17 protein-coding genes, 2 tRNA genes and 1 pseudogene are annotated in these 22,377 nt (G+C 61.6%); 13 read left to right on the top strand and 7 right to left on the bottom strand.

Annotated features, from left to right (window positions below):
• Nucleotides 1–61 precede the first annotated feature (61 nt).
• The 4 genes and pseudogenes from LVS58_RS00770 to LVS58_RS00755 form a co-directional block, all read left to right on the top strand.
• Nucleotides 62–1,249: an ATP phosphoribosyltransferase regulatory subunit gene (locus LVS58_RS00770; RefSeq protein ID WP_010955481.1), complete on the top strand. Its 1,188-nt coding sequence runs from the start codon at nucleotides 62–64 to the stop codon at nucleotides 1,247–1,249.
• 56 nt (nucleotides 1,250–1,305) lie between these two features.
• Nucleotides 1,306–2,598, top strand: coding sequence for an adenylosuccinate synthase (locus LVS58_RS00765; RefSeq protein WP_003249542.1), 1,293 nt, complete (start codon nucleotides 1,306–1,308; stop codon nucleotides 2,596–2,598).
• 308 nt (nucleotides 2,599–2,906) lie between these two features.
• Nucleotides 2,907–4,841, top strand: a complete 1,935-nt coding sequence (locus tag LVS58_RS00760; protein WP_233689501.1) for a methyl-accepting chemotaxis protein — start codon at nucleotides 2,907–2,909, stop codon at nucleotides 4,839–4,841.
• Nucleotides 4,842–4,990: 149 nt separating this feature from the next.
• A pseudogene (locus tag LVS58_RS00755) lies at nucleotides 4,991–5,140 on the top strand (DUF2867 domain-containing protein); the annotation flags it as partial.
• A gap of 29 nt (nucleotides 5,141–5,169) precedes the next feature.
• Here LVS58_RS00755 and LVS58_RS00750 read toward each other — a convergent pair.
• The 4 genes from LVS58_RS00750 to LVS58_RS00735 form a co-directional block, all read right to left on the bottom strand.
• A complete protein-coding gene (locus tag LVS58_RS00750) occupies nucleotides 5,170–6,735 on the bottom strand; it encodes an ABC transporter permease (protein ID WP_233689500.1) in 1,566 nt (521 codons plus the stop codon).
• Complete coding sequence (locus LVS58_RS00745) at nucleotides 6,735–7,748, bottom strand: extracellular solute-binding protein (RefSeq protein WP_233689499.1); 1,014 nt, start codon at nucleotides 7,746–7,748, stop codon at nucleotides 6,735–6,737. The genes LVS58_RS00750 and LVS58_RS00745 overlap by 1 nt, the downstream gene beginning before the upstream one ends.
• A gap of 236 nt (nucleotides 7,749–7,984) precedes the next feature.
• Nucleotides 7,985–8,071: transfer RNA gene (locus tag LVS58_RS00740), tRNA-Leu, on the bottom strand.
• A gap of 88 nt (nucleotides 8,072–8,159) precedes the next feature.
• Nucleotides 8,160–8,246: transfer RNA gene (locus LVS58_RS00735), tRNA-Leu, on the bottom strand.
• Nucleotides 8,247–8,518: 272 nt separating this feature from the next.
• On the opposite strand from LVS58_RS00735, the gene rnr reads away from it, so the two are divergent.
• The 8 genes from rnr to LVS58_RS00695 all read left to right on the top strand — a co-directional run bounded on the left by rnr (nucleotide 8,519) and on the right by LVS58_RS00695 (nucleotide 18,476).
• A complete protein-coding gene (gene rnr / locus LVS58_RS00730; protein WP_233689498.1) occupies nucleotides 8,519–11,092 on the top strand; it encodes a ribonuclease R in 2,574 nt (857 codons plus the stop codon).
• Nucleotides 11,089–11,835, top strand: coding sequence for a 23S rRNA (guanosine(2251)-2'-O)-methyltransferase RlmB (rlmB, locus tag LVS58_RS00725; protein ID WP_003249554.1), 747 nt, complete (start codon nucleotides 11,089–11,091; stop codon nucleotides 11,833–11,835). Before rnr ends, rlmB begins: the two co-directional genes overlap by 4 nt.
• Nucleotides 11,836–12,124: 289 nt before the next feature.
• Complete coding sequence (gene rpsF / locus LVS58_RS00720) at nucleotides 12,125–12,550, top strand: 30S ribosomal protein S6 (RefSeq protein ID WP_003249557.1); 426 nt, start codon at nucleotides 12,125–12,127, stop codon at nucleotides 12,548–12,550.
• A gap of 28 nt (nucleotides 12,551–12,578) precedes the next feature.
• Nucleotides 12,579–12,809: a 30S ribosomal protein S18 gene (rpsR, locus tag LVS58_RS00715; RefSeq protein ID WP_003249563.1), complete on the top strand. Its 231-nt coding sequence runs from the start codon at nucleotides 12,579–12,581 to the stop codon at nucleotides 12,807–12,809.
• 33 nt (nucleotides 12,810–12,842) lie between these two features.
• Nucleotides 12,843–13,706, top strand: a complete 864-nt coding sequence (locus LVS58_RS00710; RefSeq protein ID WP_012053856.1) for a hypothetical protein — start codon at nucleotides 12,843–12,845, stop codon at nucleotides 13,704–13,706.
• Nucleotides 13,707–13,726: 20 nt separating this feature from the next.
• Nucleotides 13,727–14,173 (top strand): 50S ribosomal protein L9, encoded by a 447-nt coding sequence (rplI, locus tag LVS58_RS00705; RefSeq protein WP_003249568.1) that lies wholly within the window; start codon nucleotides 13,727–13,729, stop codon nucleotides 14,171–14,173.
• A gap of 113 nt (nucleotides 14,174–14,286) precedes the next feature.
• A complete protein-coding gene (gene dnaB, locus LVS58_RS00700; RefSeq protein WP_010955472.1) occupies nucleotides 14,287–15,684 on the top strand; it encodes a replicative DNA helicase in 1,398 nt (465 codons plus the stop codon).
• Between the two features lie 491 nt (nucleotides 15,685–16,175).
• Nucleotides 16,176–18,476 (top strand): YgiQ family radical SAM protein, encoded by a 2,301-nt coding sequence (locus LVS58_RS00695; protein WP_233689497.1) that lies wholly within the window; start codon nucleotides 16,176–16,178, stop codon nucleotides 18,474–18,476.
• Nucleotides 18,477–18,595: 119 nt separating this feature from the next.
• Here the strand turns inward: LVS58_RS00695 and LVS58_RS00690 are convergent, their stop codons facing one another.
• Nucleotides 18,596–19,183, bottom strand: a complete 588-nt coding sequence (locus LVS58_RS00690; protein ID WP_233689496.1) for a TIGR00730 family Rossman fold protein — start codon at nucleotides 19,181–19,183, stop codon at nucleotides 18,596–18,598.
• A gap of 349 nt (nucleotides 19,184–19,532) precedes the next feature.
• Between LVS58_RS00690 and azu the strand changes: the two genes are divergently transcribed.
• On the top strand, nucleotides 19,533–19,982 hold the full coding sequence (gene azu / locus LVS58_RS00685; protein WP_003249580.1) for an azurin: 450 nt from the start codon (nucleotides 19,533–19,535) through the stop codon (nucleotides 19,980–19,982).
• Between the two features lie 111 nt (nucleotides 19,983–20,093).
• On the opposite strand, the gene nadE is transcribed toward azu, so the two are convergent.
• Together nadE and pncB are read right to left on the bottom strand one after the other, a co-directional pair.
• On the bottom strand, nucleotides 20,094–20,921 hold the full coding sequence (nadE, locus tag LVS58_RS00680; RefSeq protein WP_233689495.1) for an ammonia-dependent NAD(+) synthetase: 828 nt from the start codon (nucleotides 20,919–20,921) through the stop codon (nucleotides 20,094–20,096).
• Between the two features lie 3 nt (nucleotides 20,922–20,924).
• The gene (pncB, locus tag LVS58_RS00675) at nucleotides 20,925–22,130 is read right to left on the bottom strand and encodes a nicotinate phosphoribosyltransferase (RefSeq protein WP_012053848.1); all 1,206 of its coding nucleotides are present in this window, start codon (nucleotides 22,128–22,130) and stop codon (nucleotides 20,925–20,927) included.
• Nucleotides 22,131–22,377: the final 247 nt, after the last annotated feature.

Raw genomic sequence — 22,377 nt, 5'->3', positions numbered from 1 at the left:
ACCGGCTTTTCTGACGGTTTGCCTGCTGGCAAGCCGCCCGGACCAGAGGGGAAATGGCGTAATGGCAACGGTAGACCGCTGGCTGCTGCCAGATGGCATCGAGGAAGTACTGCCACCTGAGGCTGCGCGCATCGAGATCGCGCGCCGCCAGGTGTTGGACCTGTTCCAGAGTTGGGGCTACGAACTGGTCGTCACCCCGCATATCGAGTACCTGGAGTCGCTGCTTACCGGCGCCGGCCAGGACCTGGATCAGCGCACCTTCAAGGTAGTGGACCCGCAGTCCGGCCGCCTGATGGGCTTCCGCGCCGACTTCACCCCGCAGGTAGCGCGTATCGATGCGCACACATTGCGCCGTGAGGGCCCGAGCCGCCTGTGCTATGCCGGCAGCGTGCTGCACGCCCAGCCGCGTGCCCTGTCCACCTCGCGCAGCCCGATCCAGCTGGGTGCCGAACTGTATGGCGATGCCAGCCCTACCAGCGACGTCGAAGTCATCAGCCTGATGCTCGCCACGCTGCAACTGGCCGATGTGCCAGATGTGCACATGGACCTGGGCCACGTCGGCATTTACCGCGGCCTGGCCCGTGCTGCCGGCCTGTCCGGCGCGGTCGAACAGCAGCTGTTCGACGCCATGCAGCGCAAGGCCGTCGATGAAGTGCAGGCGCTGACCGCCGACCTGCCGAAAGACCTGGGCAGCATGCTGCGCGCCCTGGTCGAGCTGTGTGGTGGTCGTGAAGTGCTGGCTGAAGCCCGCGTGCGCCTCGGTCGCGCCCCGGCCAGCGTGCTGGCGGCCCTGGACGACCTGCTGGCGATCGCTGATCGCCTGGCGTCGCGCTACCCGGACCTGCCGCTGTACTTCGACCTCGGCGAGCTGCGTGGTTACCACTATCACACGGGCGTAGTGTTCGCCGTGTTCGTGCCGGGCGAAGGCCAATCGATCGCCCAGGGCGGGCGCTACGACGATATCGGCGCCGACTTTGGCCGGGCGCGCCCGGCCACTGGTTTCTCCACGGATTTGAAGACCCTGGTCACACTGGGGCGAGCGGAGGTCGTATTGCCAACTGGCGGCATCTGGATGCCGGACAGTGGCGATGCGGCCCTCTGGCAGCAAGTCTGCCAGTTGCGCAACGAGGGCCAGCGTGTGGTTCAGGCTCTGCCTGGCCAGCCGTTGAGTGCTGCTCTCGAGGCGGATTGTGATCGGCAATTGATTCAGCAAGACGGGCGCTGGCAGGTTCTGCCGCTGGCCCAGTGAGTTTCTGCGTCGGCAACAGGCCGGCAACCAAGTTTGCGTGAATGAGGACCAATGTAATGGGTAAGAATGTCGTCGTCCTGGGCACCCAGTGGGGTGATGAGGGCAAAGGCAAGATCGTCGATCTGCTGACCGAACATGCTGCCGCCGTAGTGCGCTACCAGGGTGGCCACAATGCGGGCCACACCCTGGTGATCAACGGTGAAAAGACCGTTCTGCACCTGATTCCGTCCGGCATCCTGCGTGAAGGCGTACAGTGCCTGATCGGTAACGGCGTGGTCGTCGCCCCGGATGCGCTGATGCGTGAAATCACCAAGCTGGAAGAGAAAGGCGTACCGGTGCGCGAGCGTCTGCGCATTTCCCCGGCTGCGCCGCTGATCCTGTCGTACCATGTGGCCCTGGATCAGGCCCGCGAAAAAGCCCGTGGCGAAGCCAAGATCGGCACCACCGGCCGTGGTATCGGCCCAGCCTACGAAGACAAGGTGGCACGTCGCGGCCTGCGCGTGGGTGATCTGTTCCACCGCGAGCGTTTCGCTGCCAAGCTGGGTGAGCTGCTGGATTACCACAACTTCCAGCTGGTGAACTACTACAAAGAGCCAGCCATCGACTTCCAGCAGACGCTGGACGAGTGCATGGCTTACGCCGAACAGCTCAAGCCGATGATGCTCGACGTCACCGCCGAGCTGCACAACCTGCGTCGTGCCGGCAAGGACATCATGTTCGAAGGCGCCCAAGGCTCGCTGCTGGACATCGACCACGGCACCTACCCGTACGTCACCAGCTCGAACACCACTGCTGGCGGTATCTCCACCGGTTCCGGCGTCGGCCCGATGTACCTGGACTACATCCTGGGTATCACCAAGGCCTACACCACTCGCGTGGGTTCCGGTCCGTTCCCGACCGAACTGTTCGACGAGACCGGCGCTACCCTGGCCAAGCGTGGCCACGAGTTCGGTTCCACCACAGGTCGTGCCCGTCGTTGCGGCTGGTTCGATGCCGTGATCCTGCGTCGCGCCATTGACGTCAACAGCATCTCGGGCATCTGCCTGACCAAGCTGGACGTACTGGACGGCCTGGAAACCATCAACATCTGCGTCGGCTACAAGAACGAGAACGGTGCCGTAATCGACGCGCCTTCCGATGCCGACAGCTACATTGGCCTGGAGCCGGTGTATGAAGAGATGCCAGGCTGGAGCGAGTCGACTCTGGGTGTGAAAACCCTGGAAGAGCTGCCGCAAGCTGCGCGTGACTACATCAAGCGCATCGAAGAGCTGGTTGGTGCGCCGATCGACATCATTTCGACCGGCCCGGACCGCAACGAGACCATCGTGCTGCGTCATCCGTTCGCCTGATCTGCCCTCCAGGCTGATCTGACGCCGCGGCCCTGAGAAGGGCTGCGGCGTTTTCATTTGTGGGTATGTCTGTCCTGGCCAATGTCCACCGGCAGTCCACCGTCGCCGCTGCTACCGTATTCGCGGGTGTGGGCACACGGCCCCAGGCCGTTGTGTAGGAGCGGGTTTACCCGCGAAAAAGCCGGCTCACGAAACCCCATTGCTAGACCTTGGCGCATTTCCCCGCTGCCTACGGCACAACCCTTGCTGTAAGAAGTTTCTGTAGATGCCATCAAAATAGTGGCGCCAGAAAACACGAGGGTTACACCGTGTCTGCCATCCTCTCACTGTTACGAAGCCGCCTCTTGCGGCCTGTGTTTGTTGCCCTTGGTATCGCTCTTTTGGTGCAGGTGCTGGTTGCCGTTGCGCTCACCCGAAGCACGGTCACTGCCCTGGAGACCGACCTTGCCGAACGGCTGGGCAGTGACAGCCGCCAACTCGCAGGCGATCTGGAGCAGGCCGGGCAAGATGTGCGCTCTGGGCTCGACGGCCTGTCCAGCAGTACCCGTCAGCGGCTGAGCGCAGGGTTGTCGGAGCGCCTGCAAGGCGAACAGCAGCAACTTCGCAGCACCCTGGAGAAGAACCTCAAGGACTCCGCCAACGACATGGCTGTGCTGCTGGCTTCGGTTGCTCCGCGGGCGATCTGGGACAACGACGTGCCGGTGCTCTCGGATTTCGCCCGGCGTGCCCAGCGCAACCCCAGCGTACTGTTCGTGGTTTACGACGATGCTCAAGGCCAGCACCTGACCCGTTACCTGAACCGGCAAAACCCGATCAACCAGGCGTTGTTGGAAAAGGGCCAGGGTGAGCGTGCGCTGGACAAGGTAATTGATGCTGCCCGGCGTGACCCGGCAGTGTACTTCGTCGAAGCCTCGATCAACCCCAATGGCGCGGAAATCGGCAAGGTGGTGATGGGGGTTTCCACGGCGGGCATCGACCAGGAGCTCAAGGCCCTGGACCAGCGCTTCGCGGCGCTGATTGCCAGCGGTGAGCAACTGGTTGGCGACAGCCTGGTGGGTGCCGCAGCCGACAGCGGCAAAACCCTGCGTGAGCGCCTGGAGAAGGCGCAAGGCAGTGCTGCAGCGATGCAGGCCAATACCGCACAGACTGTGCGCGATGCCGCTGCCGAACTGCGCTGGCGGATTGGCCTGGGCCTGGTGCTGGTCGGCGTCGGGGTGCTGGTGGTGGTGGCTCTGGTGCTAGGCCGCCGGGTACTGAGCAAACTGCGCCTGTTGATTGCCGCCCTCGATGACTTGGCGGCCGGCGAAGGTGACCTGACCAAGCGCGTGCTGCTCGACAGCCGAGATGAAATCGGCGACATGGCCTCGGCAGTGAACCGCTTTGTCGACAAGTTGCAGCCGATTGTGCGCGAGGCGGGCGAAGTGGCGCAGCGCACCGGTGTCGAGATTGGCGCGATGGCTCAGCGCAATGCCGGTGCCGATGCTGCCGCCGCGTTGCAGCGCGACGAAGTGGCGGCGAGCCTGCGCGACCTGTCGAGCATGGCCGACGAAGCCCAGGCCGAAAGCCATGCGATGCAGGCGGCGTTGCAGCAGGTGGTGGATATCCGCCAGGCCACGGATGAAAACAGCCGCACCTCGACCCAGCTGGCGGGTTTGATCGAGAACCTGGCCGGGCAGGTGGATGCCGGCTCTCAGGTGATCGAGCGCTTGGCCAAGCAGAGCGAGCAGATCGAAGTGGTGCTGACGGTGATTCACGGGATTGCCGAACAGACCAACCTGCTGGCCCTGAATGCCGCCATCGAGGCAGCCCGTGCGGGTGAAACCGGGCGTGGTTTTGCCGTAGTGGCTGATGAGGTACGGGCATTGGCGAGTAAGACGCAGAGCTCCACCGGGGATATCCAGGCCCATATCGCTGCGCTGCAGAAGGGCGCCAAGGAAGCCGTGGCGACCATCAGCCAGGCCGGGCTAAAGGCTAGCGAAGGGTTGCTGGTACTACGAGAAAACGAGCGCCGGCAGCAGTCTGTGCAGGCGGCGGTGGAGCAGGTGCATGCGGCCATCGGCCTGGCCACCCGCGCAGCCGAGCAGCAGGCAAACGGGGCGCAGGCTGTGCGGGGGCGGGTGGAGACTATCCATGCCCAGGCTGAGCGCTCGGCCGAAGTGGTGATGCAGACAACAGCCAGCAGCAAGGTGCTGGATGACCTGGCCGCGCAGCTACGGGCCAGCCTTGGCCAATTCCGCGCCTGATCGGCTGATGCGTTCTGTGTGGGAGCGACTGTCTTGCTCAATTTCTAAAAGCTGGCGCGATCCCTGTGGGAGCGGGCTTGCCCGCGAACACGGGCGAAGCCCGTGCCATCCACCACGGTTTTTCATCGCACAACCCCGACCAGGTGCCGGCGGTGGATCTGGATGAAGCAGAGCAGGGCCGGCAACGCTTGAATGTGACCACCTCGGTGCAGTGCTTCAATCGTTTCGGCCGCCTCTACATGCTGCCCGTCGGCAAGGCTCATGGGCCAATCGTCCGCCGGATGATACGTAACATCTGATGGCTTGCCGGCGATGAAGGCGACGCGGATCAAGCCTTGTTCAGGTACATCCGCGTAGTCAGCAAATACACCGGCAGCCCCGACACAACGATCAACAGCGCCGCATAAGGTGCCGCCGCCGCGAACTCGACGTTGGCCGTATGCGCCCACACTTCGGTGGCCAGGGTGGTCATGCCGGTCGGGCTGAGCAGCAGGGTAGCCGTCAGCTCCTTCATGGCATCCAGGAAGACCAGTGCAAAAGCCGCGGCCATGGCCGGGAAAATGATCGGCAAGGTCACCCGGCAGAACGCGGCAAAACTGCTTGCACCCAGGGTGCGCGCAGCTTCTTCCAGCGTTGGCGAGGCCTTGTTCAATGCGGTGCGTACCGGCGACTGAGCCAGTGGCAGGAACAGCAGCGCGTAGGCCAGCAGCAGTAGTGCCGTGGTTTGGTACAGCGCCGGCACGTAGTGCAGGGCGAAGAACACCAGCGTCAGGGCAATGACCAGGCCGGGCAGGGCGTGCAGCAGGTAAGGCAGGCGCTCGGCCCAGATTGCCAGGCGGCCTTTGTAGCGCACCACCAAAAAGCTGATAGGCAGCGCCAGCAGCACACAGAAGCCAGCACCGCCCAGCGACACCGACAGCGAGGTGAACAGCGCCTTCGAGATGGCGGCCACCGGGAATGCCGCCGACGAACCCACGCTCAGCCAGTAACCGAGCATCGCCAGCGGAATGCCGCTGCCCAGCACCGCCAGGCCCACGCAGAACAGTTGCGCCAGCACCGCCCAGCCGCGCAGCCGCACCGGTTGCGCACGCCGTGCTACGCCCTGGCCGATGCGTACATGACGGGCTTTGCCGCGCACCCGCAGTTCCAGCCACAGCATTGCCAGGCACATCGCCAGCAGCACGGCAGACAGCATGGCTGCGTTGGCGTTACTGAACTCCAGTTCGAACTGCTGGTAGATCGCCGTGGTAAAGGTTTGCAGGCCGAGGATCGACAATGCGCCAAACTCCACCAGCATATGCAGGGCGATCAGTAGTGCACCGCCGAGCATCGACGGCCACAGCAGTGGCAAGGTGACTTTGCTGAACACACCCCAGCGGCTGCAACCCAGGGTGCGGGCCGACTCCTCCAGCGAGGTGTCGAGGTTGCGCAGGGTCGCGGCAACGGGCAGAAACACCAGCGGGTATTTGGACAGGGCCATGACCATGATCGCGCCGCCCAGGCCTTCAAAGTCCGAACTTAGCGATACCCAGGTGAAGCTGCTGACGAACGACGGCACGGCGAATGGCAGGCACAGCACCACGCCCCACAACCGGCGACCGGCCAGGTTGCTGCGCTCCAGCAGCCAGGCCAGGGCCAGGCCGACCACCATGCAGGTCAGCGTCACCCCGACCATCAGCATCAGGGTGTTGCGCATCAGCCCCCAGACAAAGGGCCGCCACAGCAGGTGCAAAGCTTCGCGCCAGCCGGCTTCCCAGGCTTTGATGGCGACATAAGCCAGTGGCAGCAGGCTCATTGCCACAAGGCACAGCACAGGCAGCACAACCCAGATGGAAGGGCGCTTGCGGCGCGGTACGAAGCGTACCGGCACCGGTTCGGACAGGGCGGCAGTCATCAGAGCAGGCCGACCTCACGCTCAAGTTCGATCGCTTCCTCGGCATTGCCCAGGTCGGCTGGCGAGATCTTCGGTGGGCGCAGTTCGTCGAACGGTTTCAGGCCCCGGTCAGAAACCATGCCCTTGTGCAGCGGGTACTCGGCGGTGGTCTGGGTGATCACGCGCTGGCCTTCTTCGCTGGCCATCCAGTTGAGCAGGGCCTGGGCTTCTTTCGGGTGTTTGCTGGCCTTGACTACGGCCGCGCCGGAGATGGTGACCAGGTTGCCAGCATCGCCGTCGGCCAGGTAGTAGAGCTTGGTGTCCAGCTTGCCGCGTTCGCGTTCAAGCGCGTACCAGTAGTAGTTGTTCACCAGTACCGCAGCCACTTCACCTTTTTCCACGGCTTTGAGGGCAACCATGTTGTTGGTGTAGGTCTTGCCGAAGGCTTTCAGGCCGGTCAACCATTCCTCGGTGGCTTCGCGCCCGTGCATCTTCAGAATGGCCACGGCCTGTTCCTGGAACGCACCGCTGGTGGGGACGTAGCCGACGCGGCCTTCCCACTCAGGGTTGGCGAAGTCCATTACCGTGGTCGGCAGGTCTTTCTCATCGACTTTCTTCGGGTTGTACACCACGATGCGCGTACGGGCGGTGATACCCATCCAGGTGTCGTTGGCGCCAACGTACTCCTTGGGCATCATGTTCAAGGTGGCGTCGTCAATCTTGGCCAGCAGCCCCAGCTCGCCCAAGTTGTTCAGGGGCGGGGACTCTTCGGTATAAATGATGTCGGCCGGCGAACGGTCACCTTCCTCGATGATCTGACTGGCCAGCTGGTTGCTGCTGCCTTTGCGGATGTCGATGTGGATGCCGGTCTTGGCCTCATAGGCCTTGGCAATGGCTTCGCCGATTTCCTTGTGCTGACCGTTGTACATGGTCAGCGTGACCGGTGCGTCTGCCATGGCGGCCGGAGCGCCGATGACCAGGCTCAGCACTGCGGCGGCCAGGGTACGCATCAGCGGTTGCGGGCGGATCGTCATGCGGGTACTTCCTCGCTTACGGCTACATATTTGGAAACAATGGTAAACGAAATTGTTTCTCAAGTGGCCGGGTGACGAGAAATTCATGGTCAGACCATGGTGCAAGGGGGGAGGTTTGTTGCCTGTACCGGCCTCTTCGCGGGTGAACCCGCTCCTACCGCGTGCGCGTATCGGGGAAGGGGGCGCAAAAATCGCAGACAAGAAAAAACCCACTAGCAAGCTAGTGGGTTTTTGTATGGTGCCCAGGAGAAGACTCGAACTTCCACGACCTTGCGGTCACTGATACCTGAAACCAGCGCGTCTACCAATTCCGCCACCTGGGCAAAGCTTTACATCATCTGCAGAAGGCGACTATCGTTCGCTTTCACGCAGTAGTAACAGATCCTTGGTCATCTGTTACTTGAAAATACTTGGTGCCCAGGAGAAGACTCGAACTTCCACGACCTTGCGGTCACTGATACCTGAAACCAGCGCGTCTACCAATTCCGCCACCTGGGCACACATTCGAGGTTACTTGATGCTTTACAGCGTCGTTCAACTCTACTACAACTTCGGGGTTGTCCGTCGTTGTGGTGCGCACTATACGGACGCTCCCCAAGGCTGTAAAGCCCCCAATCGAAAAAAAATTCAAAAAATTCAACTTGTTGATTCCACAAGCCTATTTCTGCTGTTTATGCACTGCAGCGGGGGCTGTCCAAGGCAGACATTTCCGGTTTCAATACGTCTATGCCAGAATTCCTATCTATATACCCCAAGGTGAACCCCTTCTGATGGCCGATTGGCAATCCCTCGATCCCGAGGCCGCTCGCGAAGCGGAAAAATACGACAACCCCATTCCCAGCCGTGAGCTGATCCTGCAGCGTCTCGCCGACCGAGGCGAACCTGCTGCCCGCGAGGAGCTGGCAAAAGAGTTCGGTCTGTACGAAGAAGACCAGATCGAAGCCCTGCGCCGCCGCCTGCGTGCCATGGAGCGCGATGGCCAGCTTATCTATACCCGGCGCGGCACTTATGCCCCGGTAGACAAGCTGGACCTGATCTGCGGTCGCGTCTCCGGCCACCGCGACGGCTTCGGCTTCCTTATTCCCGATGACGGCAGCGAAGACCTGTTCCTCAGCCCGTCGCAGATGCGACTGGTGTTCGACGGCGACCGTGGCCTGGCCCGCGTCTCCGGTGTAGACCGCCGTGGTCGCCGTGAAGGCGTGCTGGTCGAAGTCATCTCCCGTGCCCACGAAAGCGTGGTCGGCCGCTATTTCGAAGAGGGCGGCATCGGCTACGTGACGCCGGACAACCCGAAGATCCAGCAGGAAGTGCTGGTGACTGCCGGGCGCAACGGCGGTGCCAAGATCGGCCAGTTCGTCGAGATCAAGATCACCCACTGGCCAACGCCGCGCTTCCAGCCGCAAGGCGATGTGGTCGAAGTCATCGGCAACTACATGGCGCCGGGCATGGAAATCGACGTTGCTCTGCGCAGCTACGACATTCCGCACGTCTGGCCTAATGATGTGGTCAAGGAGGCACGCAAGTTCCGCTCCGAAGTCGAGGAGAAGGACAAAGAGAAGCGTGTCGACCTGCGCCATCTGCCGTTCGTCACCATCGACGGTGAAGACGCCCGCGACTTCGACGATGCCGTTTACTGCGAACCGCTGGGCAAGCTGCGTCTGTTCTCCGGTGGCTGGCGCCTGTACGTGGCCATCGCTGACGTGTCCAGCTACGTGCGTCTGGGCTCTGCCCTGGATGTCGAAGCCCAGCAGCGCGGCAACTCGGTGTACTTCCCCGAGCGCGTGGTGCCGATGCTTCCCGAGGAGCTGTCCAACGGCCTGTGCTCGCTGAACCCGCATGTCGACCGGTTGGCCATGGTCTGTGAAATGACCATGAACAAAGCCGGCCAGATGGTCGACTATCAGTTCTACGAAGGCGTGATCCACTCCCACGCGCGCCTGACCTATAACAAGGTCAGCAGCATGCTCGAGCATGCCCGCACCCGCGAGGGCAAGGCGCTGCGCGAGGAATACAAGGAAGTCGTGCCCGACCTGAAAAACCTGTACAACCTGTACAAGGTGCTTGTGGAGGCGCGTCACACGCGTGGCGCCATCGACTTCGAAACCCAGGAAACCCGCATCATCTTTGGGGATCAGCGCAAGATCGCGGAAATCCGCCCAACCGTGCGTAACGATGCCCACAAGCTGATCGAGGAATGCATGCTGGCGGCCAACGTGGCCACTGCCGAGTTCTTGCAAAAGCACGGTGTGCCGGCGTTGTACCGCGTGCACGACGGCCCGCCACCGGAGCGCCTGGAAAAGCTGCGTGCTTTCCTGGGCGAGTTGGGCCTGAGCCTGCACAAGGGCAAGGACCCGTCGCCGAAGGATTACCAGGCCTTGCTGGCGAGCATCGCCGGGCGCCCCGATTTCCACCTGATCCAAACGGTCATGCTGCGCTCGCTGAGCCAGGCGGTGTACAGCACCGAGAACAACGGCCACTTCGGCCTGAACTACGAGGCGTACACGCACTTCACCTCGCCGATCCGCCGGTACCCGGACCTGCTGGTGCACCGCGCCATCCGCAGCGTCATCCGGTCGAAGGTGGATACCCCGCACGTCAAGCGTGCCGGTGCCATGAGCATTCCCAAGGCGCGTATCTACCCGTACGACGAAAACACCCTTGAGCAGCTCGGCGAGCAATGCTCGATGACCGAGCGCCGGGCCGACGAAGCTACCCGTGACGTGGTCAACTGGCTCAAGTGCGAGTTCATGAAAGACCGCGTGGGCGAGACCTTCCCGGGTGTGATCACTGCGGTGACCGGTTTCGGCCTGTTCGTCGAGCTGACCGATATCTATGTAGAGGGCCTGGTGCACGTCAGTGCGTTGCCAGGTGACTACTACCACTTCGACCCGGTACACCATCGCCTGGCTGGCGAGCGCACCGGTCGCAGCTTCCGCTTGGGCGACACCATCGAAGTCAAGGTCATGCGTGTTGATCTGGATGAGCGCAAGATCGATTTCGAAGTGTCGGAAAAGACCCTCGCCGCACCGATCGGCCGCAAGCAGCGTGGTACCGCACCGGTTGCCGAAAAAGCCGAGCAGCAGCCGGCAACCGAGGCGAAAGCCACGCCCAAGCCGCGCAGCCGCAAAAGCGAAGCGTCCGAAGCATACTTCCCCAAGGATGCTGTGCAGCGTAACGCTGAAGTCCGTAAAAGCCGCGAGATGAAGAAGGCGCTGATGACCGACGCGCGCAGCAGTGCTGGCAGCAAATCGGAGAAAGGTGGCAAGCCGTCCGGCAAGCCGACCAAGCACCGTAAAGGCCCGCCGAAGTCCGGCGCGCCACGCAAAAGCAAGAGCAATTCATGAGTCAGCTGGAAAAAATCTACGGCGTACACGCCGTGCAGGCGTTGCTGCAGCACCATCCAAAGCGGGTCAAGCAGATCTGGCTGTCGGAAGGGCGCAGCGAGCCACGCCTCGAGACCTTGCTGGCGCTGGCCGCGGAAAACCGCGTGCCGGTCGGCCAGGCCGAGCGCCGAGAGATGGATGCCTGGGTCGAAGGCGTGCACCAAGGCGTTGTAGCCGAGGTCAGCCCGAGCCAGGTGTGGGGCGAGCTGATGCTCGAAGAGCTGCTTGAGCGCACAGAAACGCCGCCGCTGATCCTGGTGCTGGACGGCGTGACCGACCCGCACAACCTCGGCGCGTGTCTGCGTACCGCGGATGCGGCCGGCGCCACGGCAGTGATCGTGCCCAAGGACAAGTCCGCGACGCTGACGCCGGTTGTGCGAAAGGTGGCTTGTGGTGCGGCAGAAGTCATTCCGCTGGTGGCTGTGACCAACCTGGCGCGTACGCTTGAGAAGTTGCAGCAGCGTGGCCTGTGGGTAGTGGGTACCGCTGGCGAGGCCGAGCAGGAGATCTACCAGCAAGACCTGACCGGGCCACTGGTGATGATCATGGGGGCGGAAGGCAAGGGTATGCGCCGGCTGACCCGTGAGCATTGCGACTTCCTGGTGAAGTTGCCGATGGCCGGTAGCGTCAGCAGCCTCAACGTGTCGGTGGCGACCGGGGTTTGCCTGTTCGAAGCCGTGCGTCAGCGTCAGGCCAAGCGCTGATCTTCAGCCTGTGCCGGCCCATTCGCGGGTAAACCCGCTCCTACGGGGTGATTGCGTTCCCCTGTAGGGGCGGGTTTACCCGCGAATGGGTCGGCAGCCTGTGAATATGTTTCAGGCTGTTCAAATATTCACCAATTACCTTGCTTGTGCGTCCCGGCTTCTCTACAATTGCGCCCCTTGCCGAGCTGGCAGGCGCTCATGTGCCTCCCCTCCGTGCAAGACATACAGTGTCATTCACTCCTTGTCTGACCAGATTCACTGGCAGACTACTAACCCGTAAGGAGCATTCATGCGTCATTACGAAATCATCTTCCTGGTTCACCCGGACCAGAGCGAACAAGTCGGCGGCATGGTTGAGCGTTACACCAAGCTGATCGAAGAAGATGGTGGCAAGATCCACCGCCTGGAAGACTGGGGCCGTCGTCAACTGGCCTACGCAATCAACAATGTTCACAAGGCTCACTACGTGATGCTGAACGTTGAGTGCACCGGCAAGGCCCTGGCCGAGCTGGAAGACAACTTCCGCTACAACGATGCCGTTATCCGTAACCTGGTCATCCGTCGCGACGAAGCCGTTACCGGCCAGTCCGAGATGCTGAAGGCTGAAGAGAACCGCAGCGAGCGCCGTGAGCGTCGCGAGCGTCCTGAGCATGCTGACTCCGCCGAAGGCGACGACAGCAATGACAGCGACTCCAGCGATAACGCTGACGAGTAATCCACGGACCTTTAGAGGAGCCTATTAAATGGCACGTTTCTTCCGTCGTCGTAAATTCTGCCGCTTCACTGCTGAAGACGTGAAAGAGATCGACTTCAAAGATCTCAACACCCTGAAAGCTTACGTATCCGAAACCGGCAAGATCGTTCCAAGCCGTATCACCGGTACCAAAGCTCGTTATCAGCGTCAGCTGGCTACCGCTATCAAGCGCGCCCGCTTCCTGGCCCTGCTGCCCTACACCGACAGCCACGGCCGCTGAGACCGGGTCGTCGACAAGCAGTAAGGGATTAGCATGCGAGCGTTAGCAAGTTTCATCATGCGCGGTCGTGTGCAGGCCACCCTGGTGGTGGTCATCAGCGCGGTATTGCCGCTGCTGTTCTGGTTGAGTGCCGCTGCCGGCAGCCTTGTGCTGCTGCGGCGTGGGTTCAAGGATGCTACATCGGTCATCGCTGGCGGCTTGCTGGCCGGGCTGGCCGTGTGGGTCATGGGCGATCCCATCACCTTTCTGGTGATTGCGGGTGCCTTGGCCTTGGCCGCCATGTTGCGTGCCGAGCACCCCTGGAGCCGGGTGTTGCTCGCCAGTGCCGTGTTCGCCGTGGCTTTCAGCCTCGTGCTTGATCTGGCGCTGGCGCAAACCTTCGATGTGCTGGCCAAGGCGTTTGCCGAGGCCATGCCGCAAATCGAAGGGCAACCGGTGCTCTCCGGTGAGCTGATCCGCCCTGTGCTGGTCGCTTCCACAGCAGTGACGGTGCAATTGTTCAGTGTGCTGGCGTTGATGCTGGCGCGCTATTGGCAGGCAGCGTTGTACAACCCTGGAGGCTTCGGTCGCGAGTTTCGCGAACTGAAGTTGCCGAAACAGACCATGGCGGTCTTGGTGGCAGTGATGGTGGTGGCGCCGTTTATCGGCCCGCAGTTCATCATCCTGGCATCGGCTTCCAGCCTGGTACTGGTGCTGGCCGGCATCGCCTTGATGCACGGGCTGGTGGCACAGGGCCGACTGGCCGGTTTCTGGCTGGTGGGGATGTACGTGACGCTACCGCTGATCATGCAGCTGATTTATCCGTTGCTGATGGTTTTGGCCATTGTCGACAGCCTGATTGATTTTCGCGGTCGCAAGTCCCCTCCGGGGAAAGACTCCGCGAACGGTGAAGGTTAAAAGTTAAGAGGTTTTACCAAATGGAACTGATCCTGCTGGAAAAAGTCGCTAACCTGGGCAACCTGGGCGACAAAGTAAAAGTTAAGGCTGGTTACGGCCGTAACTTCCTGCTGCCATTCGGCAAGGCCACCGTTGCCAACGCCGCCAACCTGGCTGCGTTCGAAGAGCGTCGTGCCGAGCTGGAAAAAGCAGCCGCTGACAAGAAAGCTTCGGCTGAAAGCCGCGCTGCCCAACTGGCCGAGTTGGAAGTGACCATCACTGCCACTGCTGGCGACGAAGGCAAGCTGTTCGGTTCGATCGGCACCCACGACATCGCTGACGCCCTGACCGCCTCCGGCGTTGAAGTGGCCAAGGCTGAAGTTCGTCTGCCGAACGGCACCATCCGTCAGGTTGGCGAATACGACGTAGCCGTGCACCTGCACAGCGACGTTGAAGCCACCGTACGCGTGGTCGTCGTAGCTGCCTAAGCTGCGCTAACTGGCTGGCTCCTTGCGAGTCAGGCGGTTAACATCGGGCACGGTCCTGTTTTAGACAGGCCGTGCCCTTTGTCTTTTTCATCCTCCAGAATTCTTTCGTGGCCATGAACGAGATCACCACCTCCGAACAGCTTGACCTGCAAACCGCAGCCCTTAAGGTACCGCCGCATTCCATCGAGGCCGAACAGGCCGTGCTCGGTGGCCTGATGCTGGACAACAATGCCTGGGAGCGGGTGCTGGACCAGGTGTCGGACGGCGATTTCTACCGGCATGACCACCGGCTGATCTTCCGCGCTGTGCACAAGTTGGCCGACGCCAACCAGCCATTCGACGTGGTGACCCTGCACGAGCAGTTGGACAAGGAAGGCCTGTCCTCGCAAGTCGGCGGTTTGGCTTACCTGGCCGAGCTGGCCAAGAACACCCCTTCGGTGGCCAACATCAAGGCCTACGCCGCGATCATTCGCGAGCGGGCCACGTTGCGCCAGCTGATCAGCATCAGTACCGACATCGCCGATAACGCGTTCAACCCGCAGGGGCGCAATGCTGCCGAGATTCTCGACGATGCCGAACGGCAGATCTTCCAGATCGCTGAGGCACGGCCTAAAACCGGCGGCCCGGTAGGCGTCAACGAACTGTTGACCATGGCCATCGACCGCATCGACACGCTGTTCAACTCCGACAGCGACATTACCGGTATTTCCACCGGTTACACCGATCTGGACGAGAAGACCAGCGGCCTGCAGGCGGCAGACTTGATCATCGTCGCCGGCCGTCCGTCGATGGGTAAGACCACCTTTGCCATGAACCTGGTGGAAAACGCCGTACTGCGTACTGACAAGGCGGTGCTGGTGTTCTCCCTCGAGATGCCAGGTGAGTCGCTGATCATGCGTATGCTCTCGTCCCTGGGGCGTATCGACCAGACCAAGGTCCGTTCCGGCCAGCTGGACGATGACGACTGGCCGCGCCTGACCTCGGCAGTGAACCTGCTCAACGACCGAAAATTGTTCATCGACGATACGGCGGGTATCAGCCCCTCGGAAATGCGCGCGCGTACCCGCCGCCTGGCCCGTGAGCATGGTGAAATCGCCATGATCATGGTCGACTACCTGCAGCTGATGCAGATTCCGGGGTCGGCCGGTGACAACCGTACCAACGAAATTTCCGAGATCTCCCGCTCGCTCAAGGCCCTGGCCAAGGAATTCAACTGCCCGGTCATTGCCCTTTCGCAGCTGAACCGCTCGCTGGAACAGCGCCCCAACAAGCGCCCGGTGAACTCCGACTTGCGTGAATCCGGTGCAATCGAGCAGGACGCCGACGTGATCATGTTCGTGTACCGCGACGAGGTGTACCACCCCGAGACCGAGCACAAGGGCGTGGCGGAAATCATCATCGGCAAACAGCGTAACGGCCCCATCGGCTTCGTACGCCTGGCGTTTATCGGCAAGTACACTCGGTTCGAGAACCTTGCGCCGGGTATGTACAACTTCGATGATGATGAATAACTCATTGAGCGGCAGTGAGGGGTTGGCTTCAGGTCGCATGAAGGCTGCCAGGTGTTCGCCGCAGCAGTTACAGCGCCTGTGAGATCGAGCGCCGCCCGCGCGGCGCATCGCGAGCAAGCTCGCTCCTACATCTGTTTCCGGCCAGTATCGCCTGTGCCGACGTGCACGACCGCCTTGTTTGTTCCATGCGATATCGAGGTGGAAGCCAAGGGACCGCGCGCCTATGCCTCAGGAGTAATTGGCCCGAAATAAATGTAGGAGCGAGCTTGCTCGCGATGCGCCGCGCGGGCGGCGCTCGATCTCACAGGCGCTGTAACTGCTGCGGCGAACACCTCGTAACCCCACCACACCCTCCAAGCCAGCCCCCCGACGCTCCGCTCCCCCAACTGTCGCCCCACCCACCAATCCCCACGAAGACAGTCGGATTTGGTCAAAATTTGTGCTATATTCCGCGCCCGCGATTTCCCTGCACACCAGAACCGGTCACTGACATGCAAGCAGCCAAACCACTCTACGACTATCCCAAGTACTGGGCCGAATGCTTCGGGCCAGCACCTTTCCTGCCAATGAGCAGGGAGGAGATGGATCTGCTCGGCTGGGATTCCTGCGACATCATCATCGTGACCGGTGATGCCTACGTCGACCATCCGTCGTTCGGCATGGCCATCATTGGCCGTCTGCTGGAGGCCCAAGGCTTCCGCGTGGGCATCATTGCCCAGCCGAACTGGCAGTCGAAAGACGACTTCATGAAACTCGGCGAACCGAACCTGTTCTTCGGTGTGGCCGCCGGCAACATGGACTCGATGATCAACCGCTACACCGCGGACAAGAAGATCCGTTCCGACGATGCCTACACCCCTGGTGGCCTGGCCGGCAGCCGTCCGGACCGTGCCAGCCTGGTGTACAGTCAGCGCTGCAAGGAAGCCTACAAGCATGTGCCGATCGTGCTCGGCGGCATCGAGGCTTCGCTGCGCCGCATCGCCCACTACGACTATTGGCAGGACAAGGTTCGTCACTCGATCCTGATCGACGCCAGCGCCGACATCCTGTTGTTCGGCAACGCCGAGCGTGCGGTGGTCGAAGTGGCCCAGCGCCTGTCCAACGGTGAGAAGATCGAGACCATCACCGACGTGCGCGGCACCGCCTTCGTGCGTCGCGATACCCCGCAGGGCTGGTACGAGATCGACTCCACCCGTATCGACCGCCCGGGGCGCGTCGACAAGATCATCAACCCGTACGTGAACACCCAGGACACCCAGGCCTGCGCCATCGAGCAGGCCAAGGGCGACCAGGAAGACCCGAACGAAGCCAAGGTGGTGCAGATTCTCGACAGCCCGGCCGTGACCCGGGAAAAGACGGTGATCCGCCTGCCATCGTTCGAAAAGGTGCGTAACGACCCGGTGCTCTATGCCCATGCCAACCGCGTGCTGCACCTGGAAACCAACCCGGGCAACGCTCGCGCACTGGTGCAGAAGCATGGCGAAGTGGATGTGTGGTTCAACCCGCCACCCATTCCCATGAGCACCGAGGAAATGGACTACGTGTTCGGCATGCCTTACGCCCGTGTGCCGCACCCGGCCTATGGCAAGGAGCGCATCCCGGCCTACGAGATGATCCGTTTCTCGGTGAACATCATGCGTGGCTGCTTCGGTGGCTGTACCTTCTGCTCGATCACCGAGCACGAAGGCCGCATCATCCAGAACCGCTCGCACGAATCGATCCTGCACGAAATCGAAGAGATGCGTGACAAGGTGCCGGGCTTCACCGGCGTGGTCTCGGACCTTGGCGGGCCGACTGCCAACATGTATCGCATCGCCTGCAAAAGCCCCGAAATCGAGAAGCACTGCCGCAAGCCGTCGTGCGTCTTCCCCGGTATCTGCGAAAACCTCAATACCGACCACAGCTCGCTGATCGAGCTGTACCGCAAGGCCCGTGCCTTGCCGGGTGTGAAAAAAATCCTGATTGCTTCCGGTCTGCGCTACGACCTGGCGGTGGAATCGCCGGAGTACGTCAAGGAACTGGTCACCCACCACGTTGGCGGCTACCTGAAGATTGCCCCGGAGCACACCGAGCGTGGCCCGCTGGACAAGATGATGAAGCCGGGTATCGGCACCTACGACCGCTTCAAGCGCATGTTCGAGAAGTTCTCGAAAGAAGCGGGCAAGGAGCAGTACCTGATCCCGTACTTCATTGCCGCGCACCCGGGCACCACTGACGAAGACATGATGAACCTGGCCCTGTGGTTGAAGGGCAACGGCTTCCGCGCCGATCAGGTACAGGCGTTCTACCCGTCGCCAATGGCCTCGGCCACGGCCATGTACCACTCAGGCAAGAACCCGCTGCGCAAGGTGACCTACAAGAGCGAAGGGGTGGAGATCGTCAAAAGCGACGAGCAACGCCGTCTGCACAAGGCGTTCTTGCGCTATCACGACCCGAAGGGCTGGCCGATGCTGCGTGAAGCGCTGCAGCGTATGGGCCGCGCCGACCTGATCGGGCCAGGCAAACACCAGCTGATTCCGGCGCACCAGCCACAGACCGACAGCTACCAGAGCGCGCGCCGCAAGAACTCGACCCCGGCGGGGAGCCACAAGGTGGGCAAGGACCAGAAGATCCTGACCCAGCACACCGGCCTGCCGCCGCGTGGCAGCGATGGCAGCAAGCCGTGGGACAAGCGCGAGAAGGCCAAGGCCGAAGCGTTTGCGCGTAACCAGCAGGCGGCCAAGGAGCGCAAAGAGGCGAGCAAGGGTGGCAAGGGCAACAAGAAGCCACGTCAGCCTGTCATTCCCCGCTGATCTTGAAGGCTACATAGCGCCCTGTGGGAGCGGGTTCACCCGCGAATGGTCGGTAGATCCACTATCGATTCGCGGGTAACCCGCTCCCACAGGGTCAGTGTTCGGCCCATCCATCTGGGTCAGTCAGGCTGCTTGTCGACCCACTTAGGCGCGACCGGCGCCACAAAGCGGTCCATCCCGTCCAGCAGCTCGTCCGGCTGCTGCCCCAGCAGTAACATCGCCCGGTGTTGCGGGCGCACGAAGCCTTCTTCGACGATATGGTCGAGGAACCCGCCCAGCTTGTCGTAGAAACCGTTCACATCCAGTAGCCCGAGTGGCTTGGCGTGATAGCCCAGTTGCCCCCAGGTCCACACTTCGAACAGTTCCTCCAGCGTACCTAGCCCTCCCGGCAAGGCAATGAAGGCATCGCTCAGCTCGGCCATGCGGGCCTTGCGCGCATGCATGCCATCCACCACTTCCAGGCGGGTCAGGCCTTTGTGGCCGACTTCAGCGTCCAGCAGGCTCTGCGGAATGATCCCGACCACTTCGCCGCCGGCCGCCATGGCCGCGTCGGCCACCACGCCCATCAAGCCGACCGCGCCACCGCCATACACCAGGGTCAAGCCACGGCGGGCAATGGCCTGGCCTAGCGCGACGGCTGCTCCACGGTAGGCAGGGTTGGCGCCCATGCTGGCGCCGCAGAACACACAAACGGAACGTACGGGCATTGCTCATCTCCTGTCACTCAGGCGCATAGGGTACGGCGCATGCCCGTCGCTTCCAAGGCCGGGTTCATTCTGGTCGGGAGAATTCGCAGATGGCTCCTGTGGCGCCGTGGGCGTAGGCAGCGAGCAGTCTATTGAGGAAGTTGGAGATGGGCATTTGGTATTGCTCCTAAATGATTGGTTGTCCCATCGTCCAATAAAAGGGCATGATGTGCCCTTAGATTGGTTGTATACAATCCATTGAACAATTCTACTGGCTGACCTCTTGACACCCCTTTGACCCATATCAGCAAGGGGCTGAACGGTTTCAGGCAGTCTCGCAATTGATAAAACCCTGCCAAGGAGATTCATGATGTTTGCGAAAGCTGTAGCGGTATCCCTGCTGACCCTCGCCAGCGCTTCTGTCTTCGCCGCCGAGTGCTCGGTCACTGTCGACTCGACTGACCAGATGTCCTATACCAGCAAGGAATTCACCGTCGACAAGAGCTGCAAGGAATTCACCGTCAAGCTGACCCACTCCGGCAACCTGCCGAAGAACGTCATGGGTCATAACCTGGTGATCAGCAAGACTGCCGACATGCAGGCCATTGCCACCGAAGGCATGAGCCAGGGCCTGGATAAGGACTACCTGAAGGCCGACAACGCCGCGATCATCGCTCACACCAAGATGATCGGCGCGCCTGAAAAAGAAACCGAGGTGAAGTTCGACACTTCCAAGCTGGAAGCCGGTGGTGACTACAGCTTCTTCTGCACCTTCCCGGGCCACATCTCGATGATGAAAGGCAAGGTCATCGTCAAGTAATCAAAGGCTGACGGTGAACCCTGCAGGAGCGGGTTCACCCGCGAATGCGTCGGTGGGTTCACCATCGTATTCGCGGGTGAACCCGCTCCTACAGGTCTTTCTATAGCCTTATCAAGGGGCGAACGGCAGTTCGCGCTTGTGCTGGGTCTTGCGGTAGGTGGCGACGATAATGTCGAACGCTGCCTGGTCAACCGGCTGCCCATGCAGGAAGGCATCGATCTGCGCGTAGGTCACGCCATGTGACGCCTCGTCCGGCTTGCCCGGCTCCAGGTCTTCCAGGTCGGCCGTTGGCACCTTTTCCACCAGTGACTCCGGCGCACCAAAGCTGCGCGCAATCGCCCGCACCTGATGCTTCACCAGCCCACTCAACGGCGCCAGGTCGCAGGCACCATCACCAAACTTGGTAAAGAAGCCCATCACCGCCTCGGCGGCGTGGTCGGTGCCGATTACCAGACCTGCGCGAGCGCCAGCGATGGTGTACTGGGCGACCATCCGGGTACGTGCCTTGACGTTGCCAACCACGAAGTCCACCAACGTCGGCGAGCCGTTCTTCAGCTCCAACACTTCAGCCGCCAATGCACGCACTGCCGGGGCGATATCCACTGTGTGGACTTCATCTGCCTTGATCACTTCCAGGCATGCCTGGGCGTCATGCTCGTCATGCTGTACCTGGTACGGCAGGCGCACGGCAATGAAGGTGTATGCCTTGTCGCCGGTCTCGGCGCGCAGCTCGTTGATGGCACGCTGGGCGAGCAGGGCGGCGGTCAGTGAGTCGACGCCACCGCTGATGCCCAGCACCAAGGTCTTGAGCCTGGCGTTGGCCAGACAGTCCTTGATGAACGCCACCCGTCGGGCGACTTCGGCCTCGAGCGCTGCCGCGTCGGCGAATGGCGGCTGTACCTTCAGCGCCTGGGCAATCTCTTGCTGAACCGCTTGCATGGGTTACTCCTTGCTGGGGACTTTGAATACGTGACGCATGTAGGCGACGAAGTTCTCGTCGCGGCACTGGGTCTTGGCGGCTTCGTCAGAAATCTTCGCCACTGGCGCGCCATTGCAGTCCGTCATTTTAAGCACGATGCTCATGGGGGCCACACCAGGGATGTCGCAGGTCAGGTTGGTGCCGATACCGAAACTGACGTTGATGCGACCGCGCAGGGCGCGGAAAATTTCCAGCGAGCGGGTCAGGTTTAGGCCGTCGGAAAACACCAGGGTCTTGGTCATCGGGTCGATACCCAGTTTCTGGTAATGGGCAATGGCCTTTTCCGCCCAGGCTACCGGCTCGCCCGAATCATGGCGCAGGCCGTCGAACAGCTTGGCGAAGTACAGGTCGAAATCGCCGAGGAAGGCATCCATGGTGATGCAGTCGGTCAGGGCGATGCCGAGCAAGCCGCGGTATTCGCGTACCCAGCAGTCCAGCGCGGCGATCTGGCTGTCGATAAGCCGGGGGCCGAGCTGCTGGTGGGCCATGATCCACTCGTGGGCCATGGTGCCCAGCGGTTTGATATCCAGTTTCCATGCCAGGTCGACGTTGCTGGTGCCGACAAAACGGCCGGGGAAGTCATCGCGCAGTACCCTTACCACTTCCTCCTGCACGCGGCTGGAAAAGCGCCGACGGGTGCCGAAGTCGGCCACCTGCAGTTCGGCCAGCTCGTCGTCGCTGGCATGTGCACGCAGCCAGTCGAACTTGCGATACAACTGATCCCTCGCCTCGGCCAGGCGCATGTGCGGGTGCAGATTGCGGTTGCGTACTTCGCTGATGATGGCCAGCAGCGGCACTTCGAACAGGATCACATGCAGCCACGGACCTTTCAGGCGCAGAAACAGCTGGTCGTTTTCGATGCCGACGTGCACGTAACGCAGGTTGAAGCGGAACAGTCGCAGAAAGCGTAAAAAGTCGGGCTTGAGGAAGCTGATGCGTTCGAGGAAGGCCAACTGGCCATCGTCCAGGGTAAGGTCGCCAAGCCGTTCGAGCTGATTACGAATTTCGCCGAGGTAGGGGCGCAGGTCCTCACCGTTGCGGCAGCGGAATTCCCATTCGACGTCGGCGTCCGGGTAGTTGTGCAGCACACCCTGCATCATGGTGAGTTTGTAGAAATCGGTGTCGAGCAGGTTGTGCACGATGCGCTCGGCAAATGCGCTTTCGCTCATCAAGGGGGCTCCGGAAGCGGCGAATGGCGGACATTGTGCCAGCCTTTTACACCTTGTGTGGCTGTTCCGGCCTCTTCGCGGGCAAGCCCGCTCCTACAGGGTGAGGCCGGAACGGCCAAAACAGAGGTGTTTTTCCGTGCACCAGCTAGCCTTGAAACGGTGCCGCCTGTAGCAGTCGCGCACCAGCGGTGTGCAGTTCGGTGACGTCCGCTGTTACAGGACGGTTGCACGTAAACACTTGCCAGGG

It is taken from the genome of Pseudomonas sp. JR33AA (assembly GCF_021378985.1).
Classification (GTDB): Bacteria; Pseudomonadota; Gammaproteobacteria; order Pseudomonadales; family Pseudomonadaceae; genus Aquipseudomonas; species Aquipseudomonas alloputida.
The sequence above is the reverse complement of the archived record's forward strand: the minus strand, read 5'-3'. Positions and strand labels throughout refer to the sequence as shown.

Excerpts from the sequence above, each read along its gene's own strand:
- LVS58_RS00770 (WP_010955481.1), top strand. The coding sequence starts at position 62 with ATGGCAACGGTAGACCGCTGGCTGCTGCCAGATGGCATCGAGGAAGTA.
- LVS58_RS00695 (WP_233689497.1), top strand. The coding sequence starts at position 16,176 with ATGCAAGCAGCCAAACCACTCTACGACTATCCCAAGTACTGGGCCGAA.
- nadE (WP_233689495.1), bottom strand. The coding sequence starts at position 20,921 with ATGCAAGCGGTTCAGCAAGAGATTGCCCAGGCGCTGAAGGTACAGCCG.
- rlmB (WP_003249554.1), top strand. The coding sequence starts at position 11,089 with ATGAGTCAGCTGGAAAAAATCTACGGCGTACACGCCGTGCAGGCGTTG.
- pncB (WP_012053848.1), bottom strand. The coding sequence starts at position 22,130 with ATGAGCGAAAGCGCATTTGCCGAGCGCATCGTGCACAACCTGCTCGAC.
- LVS58_RS00690 (WP_233689496.1), bottom strand. The coding sequence starts at position 19,183 with ATGCCCGTACGTTCCGTTTGTGTGTTCTGCGGCGCCAGCATGGGCGCC.
- rpsR (WP_003249563.1), top strand. The coding sequence starts at position 12,579 with ATGGCACGTTTCTTCCGTCGTCGTAAATTCTGCCGCTTCACTGCTGAA.
- dnaB (WP_010955472.1), top strand. The coding sequence starts at position 14,287 with ATGAACGAGATCACCACCTCCGAACAGCTTGACCTGCAAACCGCAGCC.
- azu (WP_003249580.1), top strand. The coding sequence starts at position 19,533 with ATGTTTGCGAAAGCTGTAGCGGTATCCCTGCTGACCCTCGCCAGCGCT.
- rpsF (WP_003249557.1), top strand. The coding sequence starts at position 12,125 with ATGCGTCATTACGAAATCATCTTCCTGGTTCACCCGGACCAGAGCGAA.
- LVS58_RS00750 (WP_233689500.1), bottom strand. The coding sequence starts at position 6,735 with ATGACTGCCGCCCTGTCCGAACCGGTGCCGGTACGCTTCGTACCGCGC.
- rplI (WP_003249568.1), top strand. The coding sequence starts at position 13,727 with ATGGAACTGATCCTGCTGGAAAAAGTCGCTAACCTGGGCAACCTGGGC.
- rnr (WP_233689498.1), top strand. The coding sequence starts at position 8,519 with ATGGCCGATTGGCAATCCCTCGATCCCGAGGCCGCTCGCGAAGCGGAA.
- LVS58_RS00745 (WP_233689499.1), bottom strand. The coding sequence starts at position 7,748 with ATGACGATCCGCCCGCAACCGCTGATGCGTACCCTGGCCGCCGCAGTG.
- LVS58_RS00710 (WP_012053856.1), top strand. The coding sequence starts at position 12,843 with ATGCGAGCGTTAGCAAGTTTCATCATGCGCGGTCGTGTGCAGGCCACC.
- LVS58_RS00765 (WP_003249542.1), top strand. The coding sequence starts at position 1,306 with ATGGGTAAGAATGTCGTCGTCCTGGGCACCCAGTGGGGTGATGAGGGC.